25 protein-coding genes and 1 tRNA gene are annotated in these 24,122 nt (G+C 67.4%); 14 read left to right on the forward strand and 12 right to left on the reverse strand.

Translation table 11 applies throughout. From position 1 onward, the window contains the following. Positions 1-63 precede the first annotated feature (63 nt). Both LWF15_RS10875 and LWF15_RS10880 read left to right on the forward strand, forming a co-directional pair. The gene (locus tag LWF15_RS10875; RefSeq protein WP_232810316.1) at positions 64-450 is read left to right on the forward strand and encodes a phage holin family protein; all 387 of its coding nucleotides are present in this window, start codon (positions 64-66) and stop codon (positions 448-450) included. A 14-nt stretch (positions 451-464) separates the two neighbouring features. Continuing rightward, a complete protein-coding gene (locus tag LWF15_RS10880; protein ID WP_232810317.1) occupies positions 465-1,463 on the forward strand; it encodes an alpha/beta fold hydrolase in 999 nt (332 codons plus the stop codon). Between the two features lie 45 nt (positions 1,464-1,508). On the opposite strand, the gene LWF15_RS10885 is transcribed toward LWF15_RS10880, so the two are convergent. From LWF15_RS10885 to nth, 3 genes are read right to left on the reverse strand one after another with little or no spacing between them, the layout of a single operon-like run. After that, positions 1,509-2,690 carry a MarP family serine protease gene (locus LWF15_RS10885; RefSeq protein ID WP_232810318.1) on the reverse strand — a complete coding sequence of 394 codons (1,182 nt, stop codon included), beginning with the start codon at positions 2,688-2,690 and terminating at the stop codon, positions 1,509-1,511. Continuing rightward, the gene (locus tag LWF15_RS10890; protein WP_232810319.1) at positions 2,687-3,427 is read right to left on the reverse strand and encodes an NUDIX hydrolase; all 741 of its coding nucleotides are present in this window, start codon (positions 3,425-3,427) and stop codon (positions 2,687-2,689) included. The genes LWF15_RS10885 and LWF15_RS10890 overlap by 4 nt, the downstream gene beginning before the upstream one ends. Further along, a complete protein-coding gene (gene nth / locus LWF15_RS10895) occupies positions 3,424-4,170 on the reverse strand; it encodes an endonuclease III (protein ID WP_232810441.1) in 747 nt (248 codons plus the stop codon). The genes LWF15_RS10890 and nth overlap by 4 nt, the downstream gene beginning before the upstream one ends. 338 nt (positions 4,171-4,508) lie before the next feature. Here nth and LWF15_RS10900 point away from each other — a divergent pair, with 338 nt between their 5' ends. Together LWF15_RS10900 and LWF15_RS10905 are read left to right on the forward strand one after the other, a co-directional pair. After that, complete coding sequence (locus tag LWF15_RS10900) at positions 4,509-4,907, forward strand: hypothetical protein (RefSeq protein ID WP_232810320.1); 399 nt, start codon at positions 4,509-4,511, stop codon at positions 4,905-4,907. Positions 4,908-5,184: 277 nt separating this feature from the next. Beyond that, positions 5,185-5,862, forward strand: a complete 678-nt coding sequence (locus LWF15_RS10905) for a Crp/Fnr family transcriptional regulator (protein ID WP_232810321.1) — start codon at positions 5,185-5,187, stop codon at positions 5,860-5,862. Positions 5,863-5,926: 64 nt separating this feature from the next. On the opposite strand, the gene LWF15_RS10910 is transcribed toward LWF15_RS10905, so the two are convergent. Beyond that, complete coding sequence (locus LWF15_RS10910; RefSeq protein WP_232810322.1) at positions 5,927-6,688, reverse strand: MBL fold metallo-hydrolase; 762 nt, start codon at positions 6,686-6,688, stop codon at positions 5,927-5,929. Positions 6,689-6,989: 301 nt separating this feature from the next. On the opposite strand from LWF15_RS10910, the gene LWF15_RS10915 reads away from it, so the two are divergent. Continuing rightward, a complete protein-coding gene (locus LWF15_RS10915) occupies positions 6,990-7,667 on the forward strand; it encodes a MerR family transcriptional regulator (protein ID WP_232810323.1) in 678 nt (225 codons plus the stop codon). A gap of 54 nt (positions 7,668-7,721) precedes the next feature. Here the strand turns inward: LWF15_RS10915 and LWF15_RS10920 are convergent, their stop codons facing one another. Together LWF15_RS10920 and LWF15_RS10925 are read right to left on the reverse strand one after the other, a co-directional pair. Beyond that, positions 7,722-8,204 carry a RidA family protein gene (locus LWF15_RS10920; RefSeq protein ID WP_232810324.1) on the reverse strand — a complete coding sequence of 161 codons (483 nt, stop codon included), beginning with the start codon at positions 8,202-8,204 and terminating at the stop codon, positions 7,722-7,724. Between the two features lie 14 nt (positions 8,205-8,218). Then, positions 8,219-8,374, reverse strand: coding sequence for a DUF4177 domain-containing protein (locus LWF15_RS10925; protein ID WP_232810325.1), 156 nt, complete (start codon positions 8,372-8,374; stop codon positions 8,219-8,221). A 192-nt stretch (positions 8,375-8,566) separates the two neighbouring features. Here LWF15_RS10925 and LWF15_RS10930 point away from each other — a divergent pair, with 192 nt between their 5' ends. Next, the gene (locus LWF15_RS10930; protein WP_269809994.1) at positions 8,567-9,622 is read left to right on the forward strand and encodes an ArsA-related P-loop ATPase; all 1,056 of its coding nucleotides are present in this window, start codon (positions 8,567-8,569) and stop codon (positions 9,620-9,622) included. Then, positions 9,619-10,788, forward strand: coding sequence for an ArsA family ATPase (locus LWF15_RS10935; protein ID WP_232810327.1), 1,170 nt, complete (start codon positions 9,619-9,621; stop codon positions 10,786-10,788). The genes LWF15_RS10930 and LWF15_RS10935 overlap by 4 nt, the downstream gene beginning before the upstream one ends. Positions 10,789-10,891: 103 nt before the next feature. Here LWF15_RS10935 and LWF15_RS10940 read toward each other — a convergent pair whose 3' ends face one another. Then, a complete protein-coding gene (locus tag LWF15_RS10940) occupies positions 10,892-11,215 on the reverse strand; it encodes a WhiB family transcriptional regulator (RefSeq protein ID WP_232810328.1) in 324 nt (107 codons plus the stop codon). 617 nt (positions 11,216-11,832) lie between these two features. On the opposite strand from LWF15_RS10940, the gene LWF15_RS10945 reads away from it, so the two are divergent. Continuing rightward, complete coding sequence (locus LWF15_RS10945) at positions 11,833-14,259, forward strand: penicillin-binding protein (RefSeq protein WP_232810329.1); 2,427 nt, start codon at positions 11,833-11,835, stop codon at positions 14,257-14,259. 71 nt (positions 14,260-14,330) lie between these two features. On the opposite strand, the gene LWF15_RS10950 is transcribed toward LWF15_RS10945, so the two are convergent. After that, the gene (locus LWF15_RS10950) at positions 14,331-14,807 is read right to left on the reverse strand and encodes a GatB/YqeY domain-containing protein (RefSeq protein WP_232810330.1); all 477 of its coding nucleotides are present in this window, start codon (positions 14,805-14,807) and stop codon (positions 14,331-14,333) included. A gap of 37 nt (positions 14,808-14,844) precedes the next feature. Next, a complete protein-coding gene (locus LWF15_RS10955; RefSeq protein WP_232810331.1) occupies positions 14,845-15,726 on the reverse strand; it encodes an LLM class F420-dependent oxidoreductase in 882 nt (293 codons plus the stop codon). A gap of 213 nt (positions 15,727-15,939) precedes the next feature. Here LWF15_RS10955 and LWF15_RS10960 point away from each other — a divergent pair, with 213 nt between their 5' ends. The 4 genes from LWF15_RS10960 (at position 15,940) to LWF15_RS10975 (ending at position 19,253) form a co-directional block, all read left to right on the forward strand. Then, positions 15,940-16,848, forward strand: a complete 909-nt coding sequence (locus LWF15_RS10960; protein WP_232810332.1) for a metallophosphoesterase — start codon at positions 15,940-15,942, stop codon at positions 16,846-16,848. An 87-nt stretch (positions 16,849-16,935) separates the two neighbouring features. After that, positions 16,936-17,009, forward strand: a tRNA-Pro gene (locus tag LWF15_RS10965). Positions 17,010-17,142: 133 nt separating this feature from the next. After that, on the forward strand, positions 17,143-18,138 hold the full coding sequence (locus tag LWF15_RS10970; RefSeq protein WP_269809953.1) for an abortive infection family protein: 996 nt from the start codon (positions 17,143-17,145) through the stop codon (positions 18,136-18,138). A gap of 170 nt (positions 18,139-18,308) precedes the next feature. Beyond that, positions 18,309-19,253, forward strand: a complete 945-nt coding sequence (locus LWF15_RS10975; RefSeq protein WP_232810334.1) for a hypothetical protein — start codon at positions 18,309-18,311, stop codon at positions 19,251-19,253. A 49-nt stretch (positions 19,254-19,302) separates the two neighbouring features. Here the strand turns inward: LWF15_RS10975 and LWF15_RS10980 are convergent, their stop codons facing one another. Then, entirely contained in the window at positions 19,303-20,673 is a 1,371-nt protein-coding gene (locus LWF15_RS10980) for an AlbA family DNA-binding domain-containing protein (protein WP_232810335.1), read from the reverse strand. Positions 20,674-20,861: 188 nt separating this feature from the next. On the opposite strand from LWF15_RS10980, the gene LWF15_RS10985 reads away from it, so the two are divergent. Further along, on the forward strand, positions 20,862-21,875 hold the full coding sequence (locus tag LWF15_RS10985) for a DUF4917 family protein (protein ID WP_232810336.1): 1,014 nt from the start codon (positions 20,862-20,864) through the stop codon (positions 21,873-21,875). 78 nt (positions 21,876-21,953) lie between these two features. Then, complete coding sequence (locus tag LWF15_RS10990) at positions 21,954-22,988, forward strand: DUF4365 domain-containing protein (RefSeq protein ID WP_232810337.1); 1,035 nt, start codon at positions 21,954-21,956, stop codon at positions 22,986-22,988. Between the two features lie 147 nt (positions 22,989-23,135). Here LWF15_RS10990 and LWF15_RS10995 read toward each other — a convergent pair whose 3' ends face one another. Further along, entirely contained in the window at positions 23,136-23,762 is a 627-nt protein-coding gene (locus LWF15_RS10995) for a hypothetical protein (protein ID WP_232810338.1), read from the reverse strand. Between the two features lie 9 nt (positions 23,763-23,771). Beyond that, positions 23,772-24,101 carry a hypothetical protein gene (locus LWF15_RS11000; RefSeq protein ID WP_232810339.1) on the reverse strand — a complete coding sequence of 110 codons (330 nt, stop codon included), beginning with the start codon at positions 24,099-24,101 and terminating at the stop codon, positions 23,772-23,774. Between the last annotated feature and the right edge of the window lie 21 nt (positions 24,102-24,122).

Raw genomic sequence — 24,122 nt, forward strand, 5'->3', positions numbered from 1 at the left:
TCGAATAGGCTCATCCGGTCGCGGTGGCCCGGCCGCGAGGGGGATTGACCGCAGGAGTTGCAGATGGCCGAGGACCGGACGATAGGCCAGCTCGTGGCCCAGGCGAGCGAGGACCTCTCCGCGCTCGTCCGCTACGAGGTGGCGCTGGCGAAGGCCGAGATCAAGGACGACGTCAAGCGCGGCGCGGTGGCCTCCGGCATGTTCGCGGCGGCGGGCGTGCTGGCCTTCCTGGGCGTGATCACGATGGTCATCACCGTGGGCTACGCGCTGGTGGGCTTCGGACTGCCGGGATGGCTGGCCTTCCTGATCGTCACGCTGGGTCTGCTGCTGATCGCGGGTCTGCTCGGGTTCATCGGGTTCCTCCAGGTGAAGAAGATCAAGCCGCCCGAGCGCGCGATCGCCTCGACCAAGCAGACGCTCGCGGCGGTCAAGGGCAGCGTTCGCTCGTGACCCGGGCCTGACCGGTGAAGATCCGCCGGAACCGGTCCACCACCACCGACGTCCAGCAGCCGGAGCGGGCTGAGACCCCGCGCCCGGCCCTGGAGCCGGCCGGCGCGCTGTACGCAGACTCTGCCGACACGCTGATCCGTGGCCCCTGGAAGCACCGGTTCATCGCTGCCAACGGCTCGCGCTTCCACGTCGCCGAAATGGGTGATGGGCCGCTCGTGCTGCTGCTGCACGGCTTTCCGCAGTTCTGGTGGAGCTGGCGGCACCAGCTGCCCGCTCTGGCCGACGCCGGGTACCGGGCCGTTGCGATGGATCTGCGTGGCTACGGGTCGTCGGACAAGCCTCCCCGCGGCTACGACACGATGACGTCGGCGACCGATGTGTCCGGGGTGATCAAAGCCCTCGGGGAGACCGAAGCGGTGATCGTGGGGCAGGACTGGGGAGGCTGGCTGGCCTGGTCGATGCCCGGTCTGGCGCCGCAGCAGACCCGGGCCGTGGCCGCGTTGTCGATGGCGCACCCCCTGGTGATGCGGCGGGCGCTGGCCCGCGACGCCCGTCAACGCCGGGCCTGGCGGCGGGTGCTGGAGTTCCAGCTGCCGATGCGCCCGGAGCGCTGGCTGACCCGGCAGGATCTGGTCGCGGAACTACTGGGCGAGTGGTCGGGCTCGGGCAGCGCGTTCCCCGACGAAGAATGCCTGAACGTATATCGCCGGGCCATACGGGTGCCGTTCGTGGCGCACAGCTCGATGGAGTACTACCGATGGGCGCTGCGTTCGCTGCCCCGTCGCGACGGCCGACGCTTCTCAACGGCGCTCGAAGAACCGATTTCCGTGCCCCTGCTCAGCCTGCACGGTGAAGAGGATCCGTTCGTGCTGCTGCCCAGCGTTCTTGCCTCGCACCGCCAGGTGAGTGGCCCGCTGCGGTTCGAATCGGTCCCCCGGGCCGGCCACTTCCTGCCTGAAGAGGCACCCGAGCACGTCACTCGCGTGCTGCTGGAATGGTTGAAGAGCCTTTAGGACGGGTGGCCGGCTCGGCTTCTGGGGGCTGTCGGCAGGGCCTGCTCAGCCCTGCGCACACTCCCCGCTGTCGACCCGTTTCGACTGCCCTGCGCCGGCCTCGATGGTCTCGCGGGCCTCGTCCATGGTGAGGGCGTAGCCGGTGTTCGGGTCGTCGAGCGACTTGGCGAACACCACGCCCACCACGTTGCCGGCCGGGTCGAGCACCGGGCCACCGGAGTTGCCCGGCCGCACCTTCACGTAGAGCGAGTACACCTCACGGATCGCGCCCTCGTTGCCGTAGATGTCTTCTCCGCTGGCCCGGACGATCGAGCGGACGCGGGCCGGGGACACCTTGAACGGGCCGTCGTTGGGGAAGCCGACCACCACTGCGTCGTCACCCCGCTCCAGGTCGCCGGTGAGCTGCAGCGGCTCGACCGGCAGTTTCGGCACCGCCAGCACGGCCAGGTCGCGGACCGGGTCGAAGGCGACCACCCGCGCCCGGTAACGCTTGCCCTCGCCGCCGACCTGCACCCGGGGCTCGTCGACCCCAGCCACCACGTGGGCGTTGGTGACCACGCGCTGCGGGGCGATGACGGCGCCGCTGCCCTCCTGGCCGCGGCCGCAACTGTTGGCCTCACCAGTGATCTTGACGACCGCCCGCCGGGCCTTGCTCACCGCCTCGCTCTGGGTCAGCGCCTGGTCGGGGGCCTCGACCGGGGCGATGTCCTCCGGCTCGACCCCGGCGAACACCCGCGGGAAGTTGCTCGAGCCGACGGCCTCGCGGAACCGGTCGGCCACGCCCACCAGACCGGTGGGCACCAGATCGTCGATGGTGGCGATGACCTTGGACTCGGCCACCGTGCGGGAGAGCTGCTCGGAGGGGCCGCCCCGGACCGCCCCGGCCACGAACCACAGCACCAGGGCCACCGCCAGCACCCCGGCGCCGGCCCCGACGATGTGGTCGGCCAGGGCCACCGGGCCCTCGGGCACGGCCTGCCGGATGCGCCCGCCGATCATGGCCCCGATGAACTGCCCGGCCCAGGCCGTGAAGATGACCGCGAGCAGGGTGATGATCGAGCGGCGGGTGCCCTGCTCGAGCCCGGAGACCAGCTGCGGCACGAAGAACATGGCCAGCAGCGCCCCGCCGACGAAACCGCCGAGCGAGAGCAGGCCGACCACCAGGCCCTGGCGGAAGCCGGAGATGGCGTACCCGAGCATGATCAGCACCAGGATGATGTCGATCATGGTACGTCCACCTCGTCCTGGCCGGCCGCGTCCTGCGAACTCAGGCCCTGTTGCTCGGAAAGATCCCTGCGAAGTTCCTGACGCGAGGGTAGGCGCACCTGTTGCTCAGGGACCTCAAGTATCCGGGTGGGGTTCCACGGGCGTTCCAGACCGGCCAGCTGCAGCGCCCAGCTGAGCACCGCCGCGGTGAAGCCCCAGATGAACAGGCCGGAGGCCTCGAAGCCGGGACCGGCCTGGCGGCCCCGGTAGCCGACCACGAACCGGTTGGCCGGATCGGTGAGCTCGGCCAGCGGCACCCGCACCACGCGCTCGACCTCACCCGGGTCGCCCGGGCGCAGCGGGCCCGGCTCGGGCCACCAGGCGATCACCGGGGTGACCCGGAAGTTGGTGACGTTGAGATAGAGCTCGGAGCACTCGGCCCGGACCAGTACCCCGGCCGGATCGACTCCCGCCTCCTCGTGCGCCTCACGCAGCGCGGCCGCAGCCGGCCCGGCATCGGTGGGATCGACCCGGCCGCCGGGGAAGGCGACCTGCCCGGCGTGCGCGCGCAGGGTGGCCGCCCGCTGGGTGAGCAGCACATCGGGACCGCGCTCGCCCGGGGCGAAGAGCACCAGCACCGCCGAGTGCCGGGCGTCGGGCGCGGGGGCCAGAGGATTGTCGAAGGCCGAGCTCTGCCCGGGTCTGGCCACGGCCTCGGCGAGCCGGTCGAGCCAGGACGGAGGGGCCTGAGGGCTCACGCGGGAACCGCGCCGAAGGCGGAGTCGCGCAGCAGCTTGGCCGCCTTCACCGGATCGGTCTCGCCGATGCCGTAGGAGGGGCACAGCGCCGAGACCGGGCAGGCCCCGCAGGCCGCCTTACGGGCGTGACAGGTGCGGCGGCCGTGGAAGATCAGCCGGTGGGACAGCATCGTCCAGTCCTTCTTCGGGAACAGGGCGGCGATCTCGTGCTCGACCTGGACCGGGTCTTCCGAGGCGGTCCAGCCGAAGCGCCGGGCCAGCCGGCCGAAGTGCGTGTCGACGGTGATGCCGGGGACACCGAAGGCGTTGCCCAGCACCACGTTGGCGGTCTTGCGGCCGACCCCGGGCAGCTTGACCAGTTCTTCCAGCCGGCCGGGGACCTCACCGTCGTGCTCCTCGACCAGGCGGGCACCGAGCTTCAGCAGCGAGTCGGTCTTGGCCCGGAAGAAGCCGGTGGGCCGGATGATCTCTTCCATCTCGGCCCGGTCGGCGGCGGCGTAGTCGGCGGCGGTGCGGTAGCGGGCGAACAGCGCCGGGGTGGTCAGGTTGACCCGTTTGTCGGTGCTCTGCGCCGACAGGATCGTGGCCACCAGAAGCTCGAGCGGGCTGGTGAAGTCGAGTTCGCAGTGCGCGTCCGGATAGCGCTCGGTGAGCAGCCGGTGGATCTTGCGCGCCCGGCGGGTGAGCGCGACCGGACTCTCGACGGCCACGGCCTTCTGCCCGTTTCGCTGCCCCTTGCCCATCGTCACCCGGCCAGCGTACGCGCCACCACCGACAAACCGTGTCTTCGCCCGGCGGGCCCGGCCGGTCCGCGCGGCCTGATCGCTACTCACCGGTCGGGTCTCGCCACCCGGATGGTCGAGACCGGCATCTTCGCAGGTCATCCTGCATACCCGAAGCGGCTGCGGCCGAGGTCCGCCGGGAGTGTGAGCGGGCGGTGCCCGGCTCAAGCGCCGTCGTGCCACCGACGAACACTCAGGCGTACCGCCGGGGCGATCATCCGGTCGCCGAAGTCCCGGTCCCGCACCGTACCGCCGCGCCTCTGCGTTCGTTCCGCAGCCGCCCGGGGAGAGGAGAGAAGGTGGCCCTGGGCCTGACCGATCCACTCACCGCCCTGTCGTTCTCGGCGATGCCGCTGGAGCAGCTCACCGAGTACCACCGGGCCCTGGTGGCCGCCCGGCGGGACGTCGACCACTGGCGGCGGCTGATCCTCGCCCGGATCGACCTGGCCGTCGCCTCCGTCGCCGACCTGGACGAGCCGCTCACCCCGCCCGGTCTCTACGGGACCGTCTGCGACCCGCCGGCCAACCTGCGCCGGCTGATCGGGATCGCCCCCACCGACGTGCGGGCCGGCGAGGGCGGTCTGCTGATCCGGCTGCGCGGCGCCCTCGAGGAACTCAGCCGCTACGAGAAGATGCTGGAGGCGGTCACCGCCGAGGCGGCGAGCATGCTCGCCCACCGGACCGGAGCCCTGGCCTGAGTTCTCCGGTGGACCCGAAGTGGACCCGAAGTGGACCCGATTCCACAGCTCACACGGCTTTCCGCCATGATGGGGGGAACATTCCCCGGTGGTGGCACCGAACTGTCGCGCCCTCCGGCCAACCGGCCACGGAGCGCATCGGTGACGCACTTTGGGTGACCGTTCTTCGGCCCCAGGTGTAAGCGCGGCCTGGGGGTGCGGCAAACTGCGTGCTGGTGGGGCATGATGCCTCACTGATGAGGCCGTCCGGTACCGGACGGCGTGTGAGGAGGAACAGGTGGACGACGACGTCGTTCGTCAGGCGCCACTGTTCGCAGCGCTCGACGACGAAGCCGCCGCAGCGCTGCGGGCCACGATGGCGCCCACCGACGTCGCCCGCGGCCAGGTGCTCTTCCACGAGGGCGATCCCGGCGACCGGCTGTACGTCCTGGTCGAGGGCAAGATCAAGCTCGGGCGGGCCTCCGGCGACGGACGCGAGAACCTGCTGGCCGTCCTGGGCCCCGGCGAGATGTTCGGTGAGCTTTCCCTGTTCGATCCCGGCCCGCGCAACGCCACCGCCACCGCGGTGGCGGACACGTCGCTGATCGGCCTCGGGAACGACGACCTGGTCACCTGGCTGACCGGCCGCCCGGACGTGGCCCGCCAGCTGCTGCGGGCCCTGGCCCGGCGGTTGCGGCGGACCAACGAGAACCTCGCCGACCTGGTGTTCTCGGACGTGCCGGGGCGGGTGGCCAAGGCGCTGCTGGATCTTTCCGAGCGGTTCGGCCGGCCCACCGACGACGGCCTGCGGGTGGCTCACGACCTGACTCAGGAGGAACTGGCCCAGCTGGTCGGCGCCTCCCGGGAGACGGTGAACAAGGCCCTGGCCGACTTCGCCTCGCGGGGCTGGCTGCGCCTGGAGGCGCGGGCCGTGGTGCTGATCGACGTGGAGCGGATGCGGCGCCGCGCGCGCTGAACCCGGCTCTGACGATGCCCGCCCGGTGCTGACACCGGGCGGGCATCGTCGCGTTTGCCGCAGGTCACCGACCGAGGATCCGCCGCCAGCCCCGCGGCTGCTCACGGTCCGGCACACCCAGGTATTCGAGCTGGGCCCGCACGCTCAGTTCAGCGGCCGGGCGGACGGCGCGCGGCACGTCGGCATAGACCACCTTGACCACCTCGCGCGCGGTGCGGGCGCCCGCCTGGACCGCGGCCCGCACCTGCTCCAGACGTTCGCGCCGGTGCTTCAGGTAGTGGTCGACCACCAGGCCGGGCCGTCCCAGCACCGGACCGTGCCCGGGCAACAGGTGCGTCAGCTCGGCCGAGCCGGACAGCTCGCCCAGCCGTTCCAGCGACGCCAGGTAGGAGTCGAGCCGGCCGTCGGGGTGGGCGACCACGGTGGTGCCCCGGCCCAGGATCGTGTCTCCGGTGAGCAGCATCCGGCTCTGCGGCACCAGGAACGACAGGGAGTCGGTGGTGTGCCCCGGGGTGGCGACGACCTCCAGCCGTAGCCCCTCCGCCTGGATCACGTCACCGTCCTGCAGCCCTTCGCCGCCGTAGCGGTGGGCCGGGTCGAGCGCCCGCACCGGAGCCGAGGTGAGCTGCGCGAATGTCCGCGCCGCGGCGCTGTGGTCGGAGTGGCCGTGGGTGAGCAGGGTCTGCACGACCTCGACCCCCCGCGCCCGGACCGCCTCGAGCACCGCCCTCAGGTGCATCTCGTTGTCCGGCCCGGGGTCCACCACCACCGCCTCGGCCGAACCCGGCGCCGAAAGGATCCAGGTATTGGTCCCGTCCAGCGTCATCGGGCCGGGATTACCGGCAAGAACGCAGAATGCCTCCTCGCCCACCGCCCCGCCGAGCCATGGTTGACTGCCGGGATCGGCGGGTGCGCCCGACGCGGGATTCGGGCCGGTCGTGTCGTCCGGGGTATTCGGCACACCGGAATGCTAAGGGCGCCGGACCCTCCCGAAGTGGAAGCGCACTAGGTGCGTAATTGCACAGTCGGCTGATATTCGCTGCACCTTGGGTGAATGCCCATTCGGCCAAAGGCAGTACGGTGGTCACTGTAAGCGATCGACTCTTTGACGGGGCGTCAATGAGCGCTTGACTACATTGCGGGCGGACGGCGCTCTGCCCGCCGACACGGGGATGACGATGGGGGCGCAGGACACTTTCACGATCGAGGAGTTGGCCACGGCGGCCGGTATGACCCCGCGAAATGTGCGGGCCTACCGGACCAAGGGACTACTCGCCCCACCGACTCGGGTGGGCCGCACGTCCCGTTATCAGGAGTCCCATCTACGCCGGCTGCGCGACATCCGGCAACTACGGGACGCCGGGCTGCCCCTCAAAATGATCATCGATGCCGCTGCGCGGGGTGAGGACCTGGGGCCCACGGGAGCCCTGTGGCAGGCCGCCGGACCGACAGCGGTCGAACGGGGAAGAAGACGGCTGGACGGGGAGACCGTCGGCGCGTTGTCCGGCGGGGGTTCGGTGCTGGTCGACGCACAGGCCTACGAGCTGATGCGAACGCTGCGCGATGCCGGGGTGCCCACCTCCACGGTGCTCAGGCTGGCCCTGCGGGCGGCCGATGCCGGGCGTCAACTGGCCCAGGAGATCAGCGCGGTGCTCACCGAGGCCACTCCCCGCCAGTCCCTCGAACCGGTGCCGGACCTGCCTGATCTGGCGGTGCTGAACGGTGGTTCGGCCGACGTGATCGACCTGGCCACCACCATCACCCGGGGCGTTCTGAGCAGCAGCAACGGCCTGGCCCACCCCTGATCGGGTCAAGGCCGACGACGCCGGTCCACGGCGCCGTCGGCCTGGCCGGCCCGGTCAGGGCCGGACGGCAATGATCATCTCTACTTCGACCGGGGCCCCCAGCGGCAGCGTGCTCACGCCGACGGCGCTGCGCGCGTGCTGCCCGGCCGGGCCGAAGACCTCACCCAGGAACTCGCTGGCCCCGTTGATCACCAGCGGCTGCCCGGTGAAGGCGGAGTCGCTGGCCACGAAGCCGGTGACCTTGACGATCCGCCGGATCCGGTCCAGGTCACCGATCACCGACCGGACCGCGGCCAGCGCGTTCAGCGCGCAGACCCGGGCCAGGCCGTTCGCCTCCGACGGGCTGACCAGCCCGTCACCACCACCGCTGCCCACCCGGCCGGTGAGCGGCAGGGCGCCGTCCACCATCGGCAGCTGCCCCGACACGTACACGTAGTCGCCGTCCAGCACCGCCGGGTGGTACGCCGCCACCGGCGCCGCCACCTGGGGCAGCGTGTAGCCGAGTTCGGTGAGCCGCGCCTCGATCCGTCCAGTCATCGCCTCTACCTGTCTCAGTCTCGGGGGCGCTTCAGATAGGCAACCGGGTTCCCACCCTGGGGGCCGGGCACGACCGTGACCAGTTCCCAGCCGTCCTCACCCCACTGATCCAAGATCTGCTTGGTGGCATGAATGAGCAAAGGCACCGTCGCGTACTCCCACTTGACCATGCCCGTGAGCCTATCCATCAGGCGAGTTGGAGTGCAGCCCTGCCTCTGGTAGGCGATGCCAGATTGTCACCGGATCGACGCAGGAGGGGAAGTCCCTCGCCACGTCGCCCTGCGTCCGCCCGGGCTGCTGTCTAACCTGGTGGCGTGGCATCGCAGGGTTCTCGTAAGCGCCCGGCCCATTCGGTCGCGGAGCTGGCGGCCGAGGCCCGGGAGACCGACTGGCCCGGGGTCAGGCTCCACATCGTGACCGGCAAGGGCGGCACCGGTAAGACCACCGTCGCCGCCGCCCTGGCGCTGGCCCTGGCCACCGGGGGCCGCCGCACGCTGCTGGCCGAGGTGGAGGGGCGCCAGAGCATCGCCCGGCTGTTCGACCTGCCGCCGCTGCCCTACGAGGAGACCAAGGTGGCGGTCGCGCCCGGCGGCGGTGAGCTGTACGGGCTGGCCGTCGACCCGAAGGCCGCGCTGCTGGACTACCTCGAGATGTTCTACCGCCTGGGCCGGGCCGGCCGGATGCTGGAGCGGATCGGCGCCGTCGACTTCGCCACCACGATCGCCCCCGGGGTACGGGACGTCCTGCTCACCGGCAAGGTCTACGAGGCGGTCCGCCGCCGGGAGACGGTGCGCGGCGGGCGGGCCACCCCCGACGTGGAGCGCCCGGTCTACGACGCCGTGGTGCTGGACGCCCCGCCGACCGGCCGGATCACCCGCTTCCTCAACGTCAACGAGGAGGTGGCCGGTCTGGCCAAGGTCGGCCCGATCCGCAACCAGGCCAACTCGATCATGACCCTGATGCGCTCCGGGCAGACGGCGGTGCACCTGGTCAGCGTGCTGGAGGAGATGCCGGTGCAGGAGACCGCCGACGCGGTGGCCGAACTCGAGGCGATCGGGCTGCCGGTGGGCGGGGTGTTCGTGAACATGGTCCGCGAGCCGTTCCTGCCCCCCGCCGCCCTGGCCGCCGCCACCCAGGGCGAGCTGGACCGGTCCGAGGTTCTGGCCGGGCTGGCCGCCGCCGGGCTCGGCCGCCGCTCCCGGGCCACCGGTAACGACACCTCGCACGCCGCACTGGCCACCGCGCTGCTGGAAGAGGCGGCCGGTCACGGCGCGCGGGTGAGCATGGAGCACACCGAACGCGCCGAACTGCTGGCCCTGGCCCGTCCTCTCTACGAACTGCCCGCCCTGGCCGGGGGGATCGACCTCGGCGCGCTCTACGAGCTGGCCGGGCGTCTGGGCGAGCAGGGCGCCGCATGAGCGCCGCCCCGACGCTGGCCATCGACGAGCTTTTGGACGATCCGCGCACCCGGGTGCTGGTGTGTTGCGGTTCCGGTGGGGTCGGGAAGACGACCACCGCGGCCGCGCTAGGGCTGCGCGCGGCCGAACGCGGCCGCCGCGTCGTGGTGCTCACCATCGACCCGGCCCGTCGCCTGGCCCAGTCGCTCGGCCTGGCCGAGCTGGACAACACCCCCCGTCCGGTGGCTGGGGTGGATGCCTCCTCCGGTGGCACGCTGGACGCGATGATGCTGGACATGAAGCGCACCTTCGACGAGGTGATCGAGGGGCACGCCCCGCCCCAGAAGGCCGCGCAGATCCTGGAGAACCCCTTCTACCAGGCGCTTTCCAGCAGCTTTGCGGGTACCCAGGAGTACATGGCGATGGAGAAGCTGGGGCAGTTGCGGGCCCAGGCCGAGGCCGGCGAGCACGACTGGGACCTGATCGTGGTCGACACCCCGCCCAGCCGCTCGGCCCTGGACTTCCTGGACGCCCCGCAGCGTCTCGGCTCGTTCCTGGACGGCCGGTTCATCCGGATCCTGGGGGCCCCGGCCAAGGCCGGGGGCCGGGCCTACCTGAAGATGATGTCGGCCGCGATCGGCACCGCCACCGGCCTGATGACCAAGATCCTGGGCGCCCAGGTGCTGAAGGACGTGCAGACCTTCGTGGCCGCGCTGGACACCATGTTCGGCGGCTTCCGCGAACGGGCCGACGCCACCTACCGGCTGCTGCAGGCCCCCGGCACGGCCTTCCTGGTGGTGGCCGCGCCCGAGCCGGACGCCCTGCGCGAGGCCTCGTACTTCGTCGACCGACTGGAGGGCGACGGCATGCCGCTGGCCGGGCTGGTGCTCAACCGGGTGCACACCGGGCCCGCCGAGGGGCTCTCGGCCGAGCGCGCGCTGACCGCGGCCGAAGACCTGGACGACGCCCAGGAGCACGCCCTCACCGCCGGGCTGCTGCGCATCCACGCCGACCGGATGCGGCTGAGCGAGCGGGAGAAGTCGGTGGCCAGCCGGTTCACGCAGGCGCACCCCCACGTTGCGGTGGTCCGGGTGCCGGCCCGGCCCCAGGACGTGCACGATCTGACCGGTCTGCGCGGGGTCGGGGCCGATCTGGCCGGGGCCGACGAACCGGCCTACTCCCGCTGACCACTCGCTGACTGCTTGTTGAGCACCACCAAAACCGCGGCGCCCGGGCAGAGATCCGCAGATCTCCCCCGGGCAGGCGGTGACGAGGCCGGACCAGCCGGACTCAGCCGACCTTGACGGCCGCTTCCTCGTTCAGCAGGTCGATGATCCGGACCTGCTGGGAACGCGCGGTCTCCAGCAGCCGACGCCACGACTGCACGTTCGGGCGACGGCGGAGCAGCGCACGGCGCTCCCGCTCGGTCATCCCGCCCCACACCCCGAACTCGATCTTGTGATCCAGAGCGTCCGAAAGGCACTCGGTCCGCACCGGGCATGACATGCAGACCAACTTGGCCCGGTTCTGTGCCGCCCCCTGGACGAACAGTGCATCAGGGTCGCTCTTGCGGCAAGCACCCTGAGTTGCCCACTGGTTCACCGTCACACTCATTTCCCTCGGCCCTCCCTGGACCCCCGTGGATCCACGCTCACCCCCGAGCCGAACCCCTCTGCCGATGACGGTAGGTGAGCAACGACAACGCCAATAAGGGCCGGATGGATGAATCGGTATCGGCCGAAGTGACGATGAGTTACTCTGTGCAACCGTTTCACTACAGATAGTGCCGGATTGAGAGATCGTTTCGCTTGCCTGGCAGTGCTTCTGAGTGACCGCGTCGTCATTGACCCGACCCGTCCGTCACAGCTCATTGACCAGCGAACATTCCGCGCGCAAAGTTCAACTTGCCCCTCCCGGACATCTCTGCACTGACGATCGTTCCTACTGGCGCTTTCGTTACGCCACCCTTTCGGGCTCTTAAGGAAGTCATATGACCCGCCGAGGATCCTGGGTTCGAATCATTCGGATGCGTCAAGGTCGAGTCACGCAGAGCAACAAGTAATACGTCTCGGCCCTCGCGGTGCAGCGCCAGGCCAGTGAGCTCCGGCACCTGCCGGCCCCCGAACCGCGGCGCGACGTGCTGAGGGCCGCCGGACATCGGCGTGACAACCGCTTTGTCCCTGTCCAGGAGCGGGAAAGTGGCCACAGGACGCCGTATTAAGGTGGCGAGCATGTCGCCGGCACCCACCCCCAAAAATGTCCTGGGTCTGCTCGGCGCCTTCACGGTGACGAGTCTGGTGGCGGGCGTTCTCGCGGCCGGGCTCGCGGTCCCCGCGATCGGCGCCACGGGCCTGGCCTCCAACAGCGCGATCGACGCGTTCAACGCCCTGCCCAGCGAGCTGGAGAACACGCAGGTCTCGGCCAGCACCCGGGTGCTGGCCTCGGACGGTTCGCTGATCGCGACCTTCTACGACGAGAACCGCGACCCGGTCGAGCTGGACCAGATCTCGAAGTACATGCAGGACGCCGTCGTGGCGATCGAGGACGAACGGTTCTACGAGCACGGCGGGGTCGACACCAAGGGCCTGCTGCGGGCGCTGGTGGCCAACCAGGTCTCCGGCGGGGTCTCGCAGGGCGCCTCCACGCTCACCCAGCAGCTGGTGAAGAACACCCTGAAGGACACGGCGCACGCGGCCGGCGACGCGGAGGCCTACGAGGCGGCCGAGGAGCAGACCAACTCCCGCAAGCTGCGCGAGATCCGGCTGGCCACCGCCCTCGAGAAGAAGATGTCCAAGCAGGAGATCCTCGAGGGCTACCTGAACATCGCCTGGTTCGGCGGGCAGACCAACGGGGTCGAGGCCGCGGCGAAGTACTACTTCGGCACCAGCGCCAAGAAGCTCACCCTGCCCCAGGCGGCGATGCTGGCCGGGATGATCCAGTCTCCGCCGCAGTACAACATCGCCAAGAAGGAACAGCAGGAGAAGGCGCTCAACCGCCGCAACACCGTGCTGGCCAAGATGCTGCAGCAGGGCAAGATCACCCAGGCCGAGCACGACGAGGCGGTCGACACCCCACTGAAGCCGAACATCACCCCGACCTACCAGGGCTGCGCCAACGCCGGCGTCCGGGCGTACTTCTGCGACTACGTCTACAACGTGATCACCAAGGGCAACGGTTTCAAGGCGCTGGGCAAGACCGTGGAGGACCGGGAGGCGGCGCTCAAGCGCGGCGGTTACACGATCCGCACCACGCTCGACCCGAAGATCCTCAAGGCCGGCTGGAAGGCCGTGAAGGACGCGATCCCGCCGAACGACTCCAGCAACGTGGCCACTGCCTCGGTGACCGTGGAGCCGGGCACCGGCAAGGTGCTGTCGATGATCCAGAACAAGTACTACAGCACCAAGAAGGGCCGGAAGAACACCACGATCAACTACTCCACCGACTACAAGTACGGTGGCTCCTCCGGCTTCCTCACCGGCTCCACGTTCAAGCCGGTGGTGCTGGCCACCTGGCTCAAGGCCGGGCACTCGCTGAACGCCTCGATCAACGGCTCGGCCGGCAGCGTGCCGGTCAACTCGTTCAAGAGCTGCGGCTCGAACCTCCAGTCCAGCGAGATCTGGAACTTCCAGAACTCCAGCGGCGAGAGCGGCAACGGGAACATGAGCGTCTGGGACGCCACCGCCAACTCGGTGAACGGCGCCTACATCCGGATGGAACAGCAGCTCGACCTGTGCGACGTGCGGGAGATGGCCGAGGCCCTGGGCATGCACCAGGCGGCCCCGGTCGAGGTGGGCGGCAAGAAGACCACGAAGCTGCCGGACACCATCCCCTCGATCGTGCTCGGCACGATCAACCAGTCGCCGTTGACCATGGCCAACGCCTACGCCACGTTCGCCTCGGGCGGTAAATACTGCACGCCGATCGTGGTGACCTCGATCAAGGACCGCAACGGCAAGAAGGTCAAGATCCCGAAGACCAACTGCAAGCAGACGGTCGACCCGGAGGTCGCCAACACCACCACCCTGGGCCTGAGCCGGGCCCTGATCAACGGCACGGCCCGCAGCACCGGCCCGCTCTCCAGCGGCCAGAAGGCCTCGGGCAAGACCGGTACCACGAACGACTCGATGGACACCTGGTTCGTGGGCTACACCCCGCAGCTGTCCACCTCGGTGTGGGTCGGGCCCGAGTTCGTTAACGGCAAGCGCGAGAACATGCAGGGCATCACGATCGGCGGCAGCTACTACGGCAACGTCTACGGTGGGACGTTCGCGGCGCCGATCTGGAAGGACATCATGGAGAAGGCGCTGGAGGGCACGGAGGTCAAGGACTTCCCGGAGGCCGACAGCAGCCTGCTCGAGACCCCGATGTCCGACATCCCGGGCGTGGTCGGCAAGAGCCCGGAAGAGGCCCGCAGCATCCTGGAGCAGGCCGGCTTCACCGTCGAGCAGAGCGATCAGCCGGAGACGTCCGACCAGCCGGCCGGCACCGTCGCCCGCACCGACCCCTCCGGCCGGACCAGCACCGGCAGCACCGTCACCCTCTACCTGAGCTCCGGCCCGGGTGAGGAACAGCCCGAACAGGACGGCGACCAGGACAACGGCGACGGCGAGATCGAGATCCCCTCGATCCCCGACAACCCGTTCGACCCGAACCCGTGACCTGAGCCAGCCGGAAACGCCGAAGGCCGGGAGTCCGTACGGACTCCCGGCCTTCGCTGTTCGTGCGGTGATCAGGCCTCGAGCTGGGCCTTCACCTCGGCGGCGACCCGGCCGCCCTCGGCCCGGCCGGCGACGCGGCCGCGCACGGCCTTCATCACCAGGCCCATCGCCGCCTTACCCGACTTGCCGCTCGCGGTCGCGTTCGCGACCTCCTCGGCCACCAGCGTCTTCAGTTCCTCTTCGGACAACTGCTGGGGCAGGTAGTCGGCCAGCACCGCCAGCTCGGCGCGCTCCTTCTCGGCCAGCTCCGGCCGGGCCGCCTCGTCGTAGGCGGTGGCGGCCTCGCGGCGCTTCTTGGCCTCCCGGCTCAGGACCGTGGTGACCTCCTCCTCGGAGAGCTCACGGGCCACGGTGCCGGACACCTCCTCGGCCTTGACCGCGGTCATGACCATCCGGATGGTGCTGGAACGGATGGCGTCGCGGGCCTTCATCGCAGTGGTGAGGTCGGAACGCAGGCGGGCCTTGAGGCCGGTCGAGGAGTCGGACATGAGGCCATCCTCGCATCAGTCAAGAGCGACACCCGCATCAATTACCTCCGGCCAGGGCCGCCCGGGAGATCCCCAGGGCCGCCCGGAGCAGGCCGAGGTGCTCGTCGACGTCGCCCAGGCCCATCCCGCCGGTGCTCAGCGAGAGGTGCGTCGCCCCCAGCCGGGCCCAGCCGGTGACGAACGAGGTCCAGCCGGATCGGGGCACCCGGGCCAGGTCGAGCGTGGGCTCGATGCCGATGTCGGAGACCGCCCGGCCGGCGGTGTGGGCCCGTGCCCGGATCAGCCGGATCAGCCCGGCGCTCTCCTGGTCGGGCATCCGCTGCGGGAACCAGCCGTCGCCCAGTGCTCCGATCCGGTGAAGCGTGCGCTCGGACTCGCCGCCGATCCAGACCGGCACACTGCCCCGCACCGGACGCGGGTTGATGCCCGCCTCGTGAACGCCGTACCAGTCGCCGTGGAAGGTCACGACCGGGTCGGCCCACAACGCGCGCAGCAGCCGGATCTGCTCGGAAATGCGGGCCCCACGGTCGGAGAACTCCTCGCCCAGAGCCTCGTACTCCACGGGGTTCGAGCCCACCCCGACGCCCAGGCGCAGTCTGCCTCCGCTGAGTACGTCCACCTCGGCCGCCTGCTTGGCCACCAGAACGGGCTGCCGCTGCGGCAGCACGGCGACCGCGGTGACCAGCTCGACCGAGGTGGTGAGACCGGCGAGATAGCCCAGCAGCACGAAGATCTCGTGGAACTTGTCCTGGCTGGTGTAGCCGTTCCGGCCGGGTCGGCCGACCGGGCCCACTCCGACGACGTGGTCGTTGAGCACCAGATGGTCGACCCCGTACTGCTCGGCGCCGGTGGCCCAGCGCGCGATCTCTTCCGGGACAGCAGGAATCTCGGTGGACGGGAACACAGCGCCGAACCGCATCATCACTCCGGGTGGTGGATGGAGCGGACGTGCGCCGATGTCCGTCGTCATGAAGTTGTCTCGACCGATGAAGAGTATTGCCGGTGCAGGCATTCTGCGGGGGCCAAATACCTTGAGGACGTTTGTCAGCGGCAGTTCGGTGCCTGCGCACGGCCCCTCGCCTACTTCTCCGTACCGGGCGAAGCGGTCCGGTGGACCTGCGAGGATGTCCGAATGCGCCCATCCGTGAAGCTTCCTCTCGCCGCGCTGGCCGTCGGTGCCGCCGGTCTCGGTTACTCGCTCGCCGAGGCGCGGGCCTATACCCTGCGGCGCTTCAGCGTGCCGGTGCTGCCCGCGGGAAGCTCACCGCTGCGCGTGCTCTGCCTCTCCGACCTGCACCTGGTGCCGAACCAGACGAAGAAGCTGGAGTGGGTGCGCGGGCTGGCCGCGCTCGAGCCGGACCTGGTGGTCAGCACGGGCGACAACCTGGCCCACATGGAGGCGGTGCCGGCCGTGCTGCGGGCCCACGAGCACCTGCTCAAGCTGCCCGGCGTGTTCGTGCTCGGCTCGAACGACTACTTCGCCCCCAAGCCCAAGAACCCGGCGCGCTACCTGCTGCCCTACGGCGGCAAGAAGCGCATCCACGGCAACCGGCTGCCCACCTCCGAACTCGTCGACGGCTTCCGCGAGGGCGGCTGGATCGACCTGAACAACCGGCGCGAGCAGCTCAAGATCAACGACCTGCGGCTGGAGTTCGTCGGCACCGACGACCCGCACATCAAGCGCGACCGCTACGCCGAGGTGGCCGCCCCGGCCGATCCCACGGCCTCCCTGACGATCGGCGTCACCCACGCGCCGTACCTGCGGGTGCTGGACGCGATGACGGCCGACGGCGCGGGCCTGATCCTGGCCGGGCACACCCACGGCGGCCAGCTCTGCATCCCGGGGGTAGGCGCGCTGACCACGAACTGCGACCTGGACCGCCCCCGGGCCAAGGGCGTCTCCCGCTACCCCGGCGACGGCACCGACCCCAGCGACGCCTGGATGCACGTCAGCGCGGGCCTGGGCACCTCTCCGTACACCCCGGTGCGGTTCGCCTGCCGCCCCGAGGCCACGCTGCTGACCCTCACCGCAGTCGGCTGAACTGAGGCGTCGGTCTCTTCCCGCGCTGTCGGCCGGATCCGATTTCAGAGTTGGCCGTCCTGTCGGGTAGAGTTACCGACGCTCCACCGGGGTGTGGCGCAGCTTGGTAGCGCGCTTCGTTCGGGACGAAGAGGCCGCAGGTTCAAATCCTGTCACCCCGACCTCTAAGCCGCAGGTCAGCGGCACATCGGACGGATGATCCAAGATCATCCGTCCGATGTTCGTCCGGGAGAAATTCTCTCCCAGTGCCCCAGCTCCGGGGGCAGACGGATCTCCTGTGTGACGTTAGACACAATGGACCCCCGGTTGGGCTTTGGGTCCGTCGCGGCAGTGGGCAGTGCGAGCCGGTTTGCCGGACTCCCTATACGCTTTTGTGACGTGCCCCGTGCTGAAGCTCCCTCGCCAGTGCTCCACGTCCCGCTCGGGTCTCGACTGCGCCCAACGGCCAGCTTGGCTCAGCTGAGGCTTGCGGTTGGCCGCGCGCTGCTTGCACAGATGGAGAACAGCAGCCGGTGGACCGAGCTGGCCTTGGTCACCGACACCGAGGACGCCATCTACGAGACCCGGCTCCTGCGCGCCCTGCGATTCGGTGATGACGATTACGAAGCCTGCATCTACGGGGTCGTTCCCGCACTTCTAGGGCACCGCGAGGTCGACCCCAACGACTGGCCCACGGTGGTCGGTCAGCCCGTTGACGTGTATCTGGACAAGCTGCCGCTGCTCGAGGAGCATCTGGATCTACCGAACTGGCTAGCCCAGTACCAGCCGTCCCTGCACCGGGCTCTCTACGCCCACGATCTCGCTGAGGCCGCCTCGCTCGAAGGCGTATCGGCGGTGGCCGCTGAACTGGATCTAACCGAAATCGCCCGTCAGTTGGAGCGCCTTCACCGCGACCTCGGCGACGATCTTCCTGCCGCTATCGGCCACGCGAAGGATCTGGTGGAGAGCGCCTGCAAGCACATCTTGGGTGAGGCAGGTTCCGGAGCCGGCAGCCGAGGCCCCGCGCTTGTCGACGCGGCGCTGCGCTCGGTCGGCCGTCACCCTGGGCAGGTCGATTCATCCAACCCGGATGCCCAGTTGCTGAAGCAGCTTCTGGGATCCGTGGCCAGCCAGCTTCACGCGGTGTTTGGGCTCCGAAACCGCGTCGGAACCGGGCATGGGCGAAGTGGCGAGGTCAGGCTTGACCCGGCGCTCGCTCGGTTGACGATCGGCACCGCCTTGAACGCCGTGACCTACCTGCTGCAGGTGTCCGACCGCCAGACGACAAGTAGCACCGAACCGCCGTTCTAAACGGGCAGCAGCCTGCGCTGCGGGCACCAGCTTCAGGAACGAACTGAGGTTGTTTCACACGCCCGGCGACGAGCTGGCTATGTTGCCTGCGGCCCTGCTTGGCAGAGTCCTCGGCGCGAAGGCATGTAATGCAACGGCATTGACGCTGGTGTTCCTGGCAGAGTTCGACCATGGCTGAGGCGCATCTGGATTTCGGTAGTGGATCGCTCGACACCCTTGTGGTTGAACCGTCCACCACTCCCTTGCTACTTCATCCTGCTGCGGGTGGAGCTCAGGTGACCCTCTGGTTGAAGCTGCGGACGCGGAGCCAGAGTGCGAGTTCAATCCCGTACCAGGTGGTGGTGACCGTTTTCGTGGACCGACCGGCTGGGAACGATCGCCGGTTGCTGTGCCAGCTCGTACCGCAAGGGTTGCCGCAGCCTGGCTCCGAAAGCGGGGATGTGCCGCTGCGGGGTTACATCAGCGACTCTCAGGTGCTGGCCGTGGATGAGCTTCGTGGTGACGGCGACCTAAGACTCACGCTTGAAGTCTCCGCTACCCGCCTCGAAGTTGATCCTGTCCCTCGGCTGAGCAGTCGTAACGGGCAGTTTGATGTCATCGTGGCCGGCAGCGATTGGCTGAAGGCTCTGCGCCATGCCCAGAAAGGTAGCTTTCTTGAGGTTCTACTGCCGCTGACCGGTGACCCTACCTATGTGAATGCCGTTCAGCACGTCGCTTCCGCTCGGCAGTTGCTGCTGGAAGGGCTGCCCAAGGCAGCTGTTGCAGAGGTTCGCCAGGCCGTCGAGATCGTGCGTCGCACGGACGGGATCGAAACCTTGACACAGAACGAGGCGGTCAACCGGTTCAACGCAGCCCGAAGCAAGCCCCCTACCGCTAGGACAAGGGAGGAGGGCTGGATCGTCTTGGTCGGGGATCTGTTCAACCTGACCAGTCACGCCAACCACCCAACCCATGAGCAGGAGACAAAGCCCTGGCGCGATGGTGAAGCGCGCGCCCTCGTCGGCATCGCTGCCAGCCTGTTGGCCCAGATGGTCGACGACATCCAGCACCAGGAGCTCGCCCCTAACGCGGCTGAACCGGCAGCTGTCTATCCTTTGCCCGAGATTCTCTCCTGACTTCCATTCTCGTGAGGATTTCCTCAAGGCGGACGAGTGGTGCTCCGGCCTAGGGCAGCGGCAGATCGGTAAACGACACATTCTGACGCTTTGCCCAAGGTCCAACCTGCTCCATGTAGCTCTCCTGCCACCCTTGCCTTCGTATGAGACCGTCCCGCGTGAATTGCCCGGCCTCGGGCAAGCCAAATGCTTGACTGAGTTCATCGAGCAATTGGGCGGCAGTAGCCACACTTTCCGGACCTGGCTTAATTAATTCATCGAGTTGAGCGAAAGCTTCGGCCTCGATGACATCGTCCTGAACTACAGGACTGTGCCGCTCGCCCCAGGATCGAGAAAATCGCTCAATGCCGAACGGCTCGCCTCCGGCGGCCGGCAAGATCGCCGCGCGTATTAGTGCGTTTCCCCCAGTGGCGGCGCGGTTGCAAGCATGGCCTGCTAGCCACCAGAGTCCGGTCAGGACGCCGATAGCGAGTAGTTGCTCGTCGATCTGGTTAGAGAGTTCTTCTCCTCCTCTGACCCTCACCGGGTCTTCGGACCGAAGTCGTGGCAGGCCGAGGCCAAACACGCCAGCCCCGTCGGTATGAAGGTCGAGGCTGGCATGCCGGGCGAGATGCGTATTGTGCGTGCCGTCTGCCAGTAGTCGTCGTCGACCGACCTTCGTACGGCAGAACTGGATGCCAGGAATGATGAGCAGGGCCTGTTTGTCCATAACTTGATCGCTAAATTCCTGAGCCGAAGTTGCGGAAATCAGGAAGTCTCCTGGCTGATCCGGGACCAGTCCCAACAGCATCCATGCAGAGTAATCTCGATCTATCCGCTTCTCCGCATCGCGCATTACTAGAGATAGGCGGCTGTCTTGGCGCGCGGCGGATGAGATCCGCTCTCTGTAGGCGGAAAATACTTCTGATTCTGAGAGGTATCGGGTCGTTGCACCGTTTCGTTTTGGATAGCGCAATGCCTTGGAGACCATGACAGCATGCGGCGCGTTGGCACTCCGCGGGACAGCAATAAGCAAGAAGGATGGAGCAAGAGGGCCGTGTGATGTTGCGGGAGAAACGAGATTCTGCACAGAGATGACGTCAAAGGTGGGCATGGGTGAGACGCGGTCTGCAACGATCTGCCGTATTCGCGCGACTTCGGCATCGCTGACTTCAACGCCTGGGGCTGAAATCGCCTGTGCATGCTCGCCTTCCTGGATTCCAAGCACAATAACTCCGCCGGCCGTGTTAGCCAGAGCAGCTACATCTCCAGCAAGATCGCGTTTATCCGCATCGGACGTTCCATACAGGCCGGCCTTGAAGTCCAGGTCATGCGATTCCGTCACCTTTCCGGTAACGAGTGCCTCGACATGAGTTGGCTGCAACTGCTCCAACGGGGCTCCAAGGAGGGCTTCAAGACGGCGTGAGCGCAGGGCCACCATGGCCAAAGTGTCTCATGCCAATGAGCCTCAGGCCGTAGGATTACGCGCTTACGCAGGTAGTGCGCGAGCGCTGGCGCTCGACACCGCGAAACCATATTAAGGTTGTCTATTTCGGGGTCGATTGACTGAATAATGGTTAGATTGTCCAAGGTCTGGCGGCTTACAGCAGGCCGATGATAGGAGCACACGTGAGCACCCCCATCGACGATGAGCTTTCGCACTGGGATGAATTAGACGCACAACGCCAGTGGCCAACTCTCCTGCTCGGCAACGGACTGAGCATGAACCTCTGGGAAGGCTTCGGATATCGCAGCTTGAAAGAAAAAGCTCGCCTGAGCGAACCCGCCGAAGCAATCTTCACGCAATTAGGAACAGCAAACTTTGAGCAGTGCCTCGAATGTCTTCATCATGCCAGCATAACCTTGCTCGCGCTGAGCGACTCCACGGACCGAGTGGATGAAACGTACGCCGAAGTGCGCGATGCCCTCTTTGATACCGTCAGAGAAGTACACATCCCCTGGGGCGCTATTCCCGGCGATACATCCGAATTGATTGCACAAGTAATGGACTACCACTCCGCTGTCTTCACGACAAGCTATGACCTCTGCTTATACTGGAGCCATATGCAAAACTTCGACTCCGTCGATATCGTGGACTTCTTCTGGACATCGGGGGGCCAATTCAATCCAGAGGACACAGTCGTCCGCTCTCAGCATCCACCACTTTCCCGCGTGTACTACTTGCATGGCGGGCTTCATCTCTGGCAAGACGATGCGACCGGACTCAACGGCAAGCGGACCACTGCAACTGGGCGATTGTTGGATGTCCCTACCGAGTACAGTCCCGACGGTCCGCGTCGTCCTCTCTTCGTTAGCGAAGGAACAACCGATGCCAAATTGCGAACCATTAAGCAATCCAACTATCTGTCCTTCTGTCTGAAGTCCTTGAGAGGTGACGAGGCGCCGACCGTAGTCTTCGGGCACGCCCTGGCGGCTCAAGATCAGCACATCGTTGAGGCGCTAAAGACGGGGGATCCGCGTGACATAGCTGTCGCAATATGGCGAGGCCCAGACAGTACCTCCGATGAGATCATCTCTGAGAAGCTGAGGATTAGGCAGTTGCTTCCCGGGCACCGTCTACAGTTCTTTGACTCGGGCACTCATCCTCTTGGCGATCCGAAGCTAAGGGTGAAACAGCAGTGATCCTTCCATCCGAATTAGGAGCCAGCTGCGACCAGGCCAGCTGAACTGGCCTACGTCATCCTCACCTACCCTGGCAAGATGCCTCACGACACGGATCGCTCTGGACGAACGGGTGTTCACGGCGTAGGCCTCATCGTCACGCATGGCCTCGGGTGGAAATTCCGCGAGCAATACGAGTCGGACTTCGGGGTCGATGCGATCATCGAGGAGACCGTCGATGGAGAACCTACCGGTCGCCTGATAGCGCTGCAGATCAAGGCCGGCGAGTCCAGAGCACGACAGTTGAGGGATGGATCGAGGTGGCGCTACAGGGGCGGCAAGGCGGAGCGCGCTCGATGGCTGGCCTACTCCATACCGGTGATCGTGGTTCTTTACGACGCCACCCGGCACATCGCCCACTGGCAGCACGTCAGTAACTCTACGGCCCACCTGACAACCAAGGGCTTCTATCTCGACGTGCCGAACGACCAAGCACTCACCGTCGATGCGCTGCCGGCGCTCGTCGACATCCAGCGCCGCTGGATGCCGAACAGGCAAACCAGCTGGGATCGTGCCCTGGAGTCGATTGCACGCTGTGCCAGCGCGGGTGTCCCGGTACCAGCAACATCCCAGCTCTGGCGACTCTTTCAGGAGGCTCACCCAGAAGCCCGCACCAGCAGGATGGTGCATGCCTTGAACTTGCCGCTAGCCGGGGACGTTCCAGCACGCTCAGCCCTACCTCCAGGACGAATCGGCTCCTACACCTTCGATGCCCTCGAAGGTTTCTGGTCGGTCCCGCCTGAAACCGAAGTCTATGTTTGTGAGAATCCGGAGGTTCTTGATGTCGCTGCCCAGCAGCTTGGAGCAGGTGCTCCCGCATTGATCTCGCTGGACGGCTCGAACTCTCTTACGGCTGACTACCTCATGATCGCCTTGGTATGTGCTGGCGCGCGCCTACTCGTTCACACCGACCACGACCTTTTCGGCATGAGGATCCAACGATCGCTCACCTACCGCAGCGTGGACTTCGAGCGCTGGTGCCCCCATCCAGACGGAGCGTTGACGATAGGTGAGGAGCAGTGTCTACCCTTCATGCTGAGTGCCTGGAGAGAACCCGCAGTCACGCGCATTTGATGCGGGGAACCACCCATACGTTGAAAAGCGGCTTCTGGGGCGGGATAATACGGATTGCCGACCAGTCCACTCACGATCGAACTCGGCCTGACGGTACGCCTCGCTGTTCCGCCCGCTCCTTCGATGCAGCTTCGCCTGGGTCGCTAATCATCCCCGTTCATCGGGATCAGGTTCATACGATCGCGCCAACTCGGGTGGATGCGCAGCGAACTCGGTGAGCGCAGCAGCTTCGGCTGGGCTCAGCGCGGCGACCACGTCGGCTTCATCTAACAGGCCGCTAACCGTTAGCCGTTCAACGAGGGCTTGCTGCTTGGCAGCGTCGGACAACGCACTGAGTTCCTTGGCATTCTGAATCCGTAGGGCGATCAGCTCCTGCTCCGCCTTAGCGTTCTCAATCCGCACGCGCCGCAAATCCTCTTGTCGCAATTCGCGATCGACGCGCGACATCGCGATGCGGTCGTCGACCGTCTCCTCCGCCAGCTTGGCCTCTGCGCGCATCATTTTGCGACGCGAGCCAAGCGTTGCTGTCGTCTCGATAACACCTGCGGTCTTGCTGAGTGCCTCCGCTCCGGTGCCGATAGCCGCCAGCTCCTCGCCGAACGGGTTCCTGTACGTCAGCTCGCGGACCGCAATCGGTGTGGGGGCTTGTCGTGCAACCGCATCGCCAACAAGGGCAGCATGCAGCTCGGGGTCCAGGGCATCAAGCCCGCTCTCCATCGCCGACCACCAAGGCGTCAGCGAAGCCTCTGCGATTCGGCCGAAGTTGTTGCCCACCAGTCCAAGTCATTTCGCGTCGAACCGTCGTGAGCCGGGGCGCCAGTAATACTCCGGAGGCAAATCGCCGAACTCCTCGCGTAGGCGAGTTCTGAAGCGAAGGAAGTCGGTAGCCCGGTGGGAAAGGCTCAGCTCCGAGCCGCCTGGCAGGCGTTCGCTGGCAGCGCTGAGTTCTGAGTCAGTCGGAAACCGCATGCGTTCCTTGGCAGTCCGCCTCAGCGAGATGAGCGTCGCTGTCGTTCCGACCTCGGCAGCGACACGGACCGCTTTGACCATCGTCTCAAGGGCGGCCGGTGATGCCGACGGGCCGAGATCAAGGTTGATGCGCAGAACGTCCACGCACTCACCGTAGCGGGAAAT

It is taken from the genome of Kineosporia rhizophila (genome assembly GCF_021277265.1).
Taxonomy (GTDB): Bacteria; Actinomycetota; Actinomycetes; order Actinomycetales; family Kineosporiaceae; genus Kineosporia; species Kineosporia rhizophila.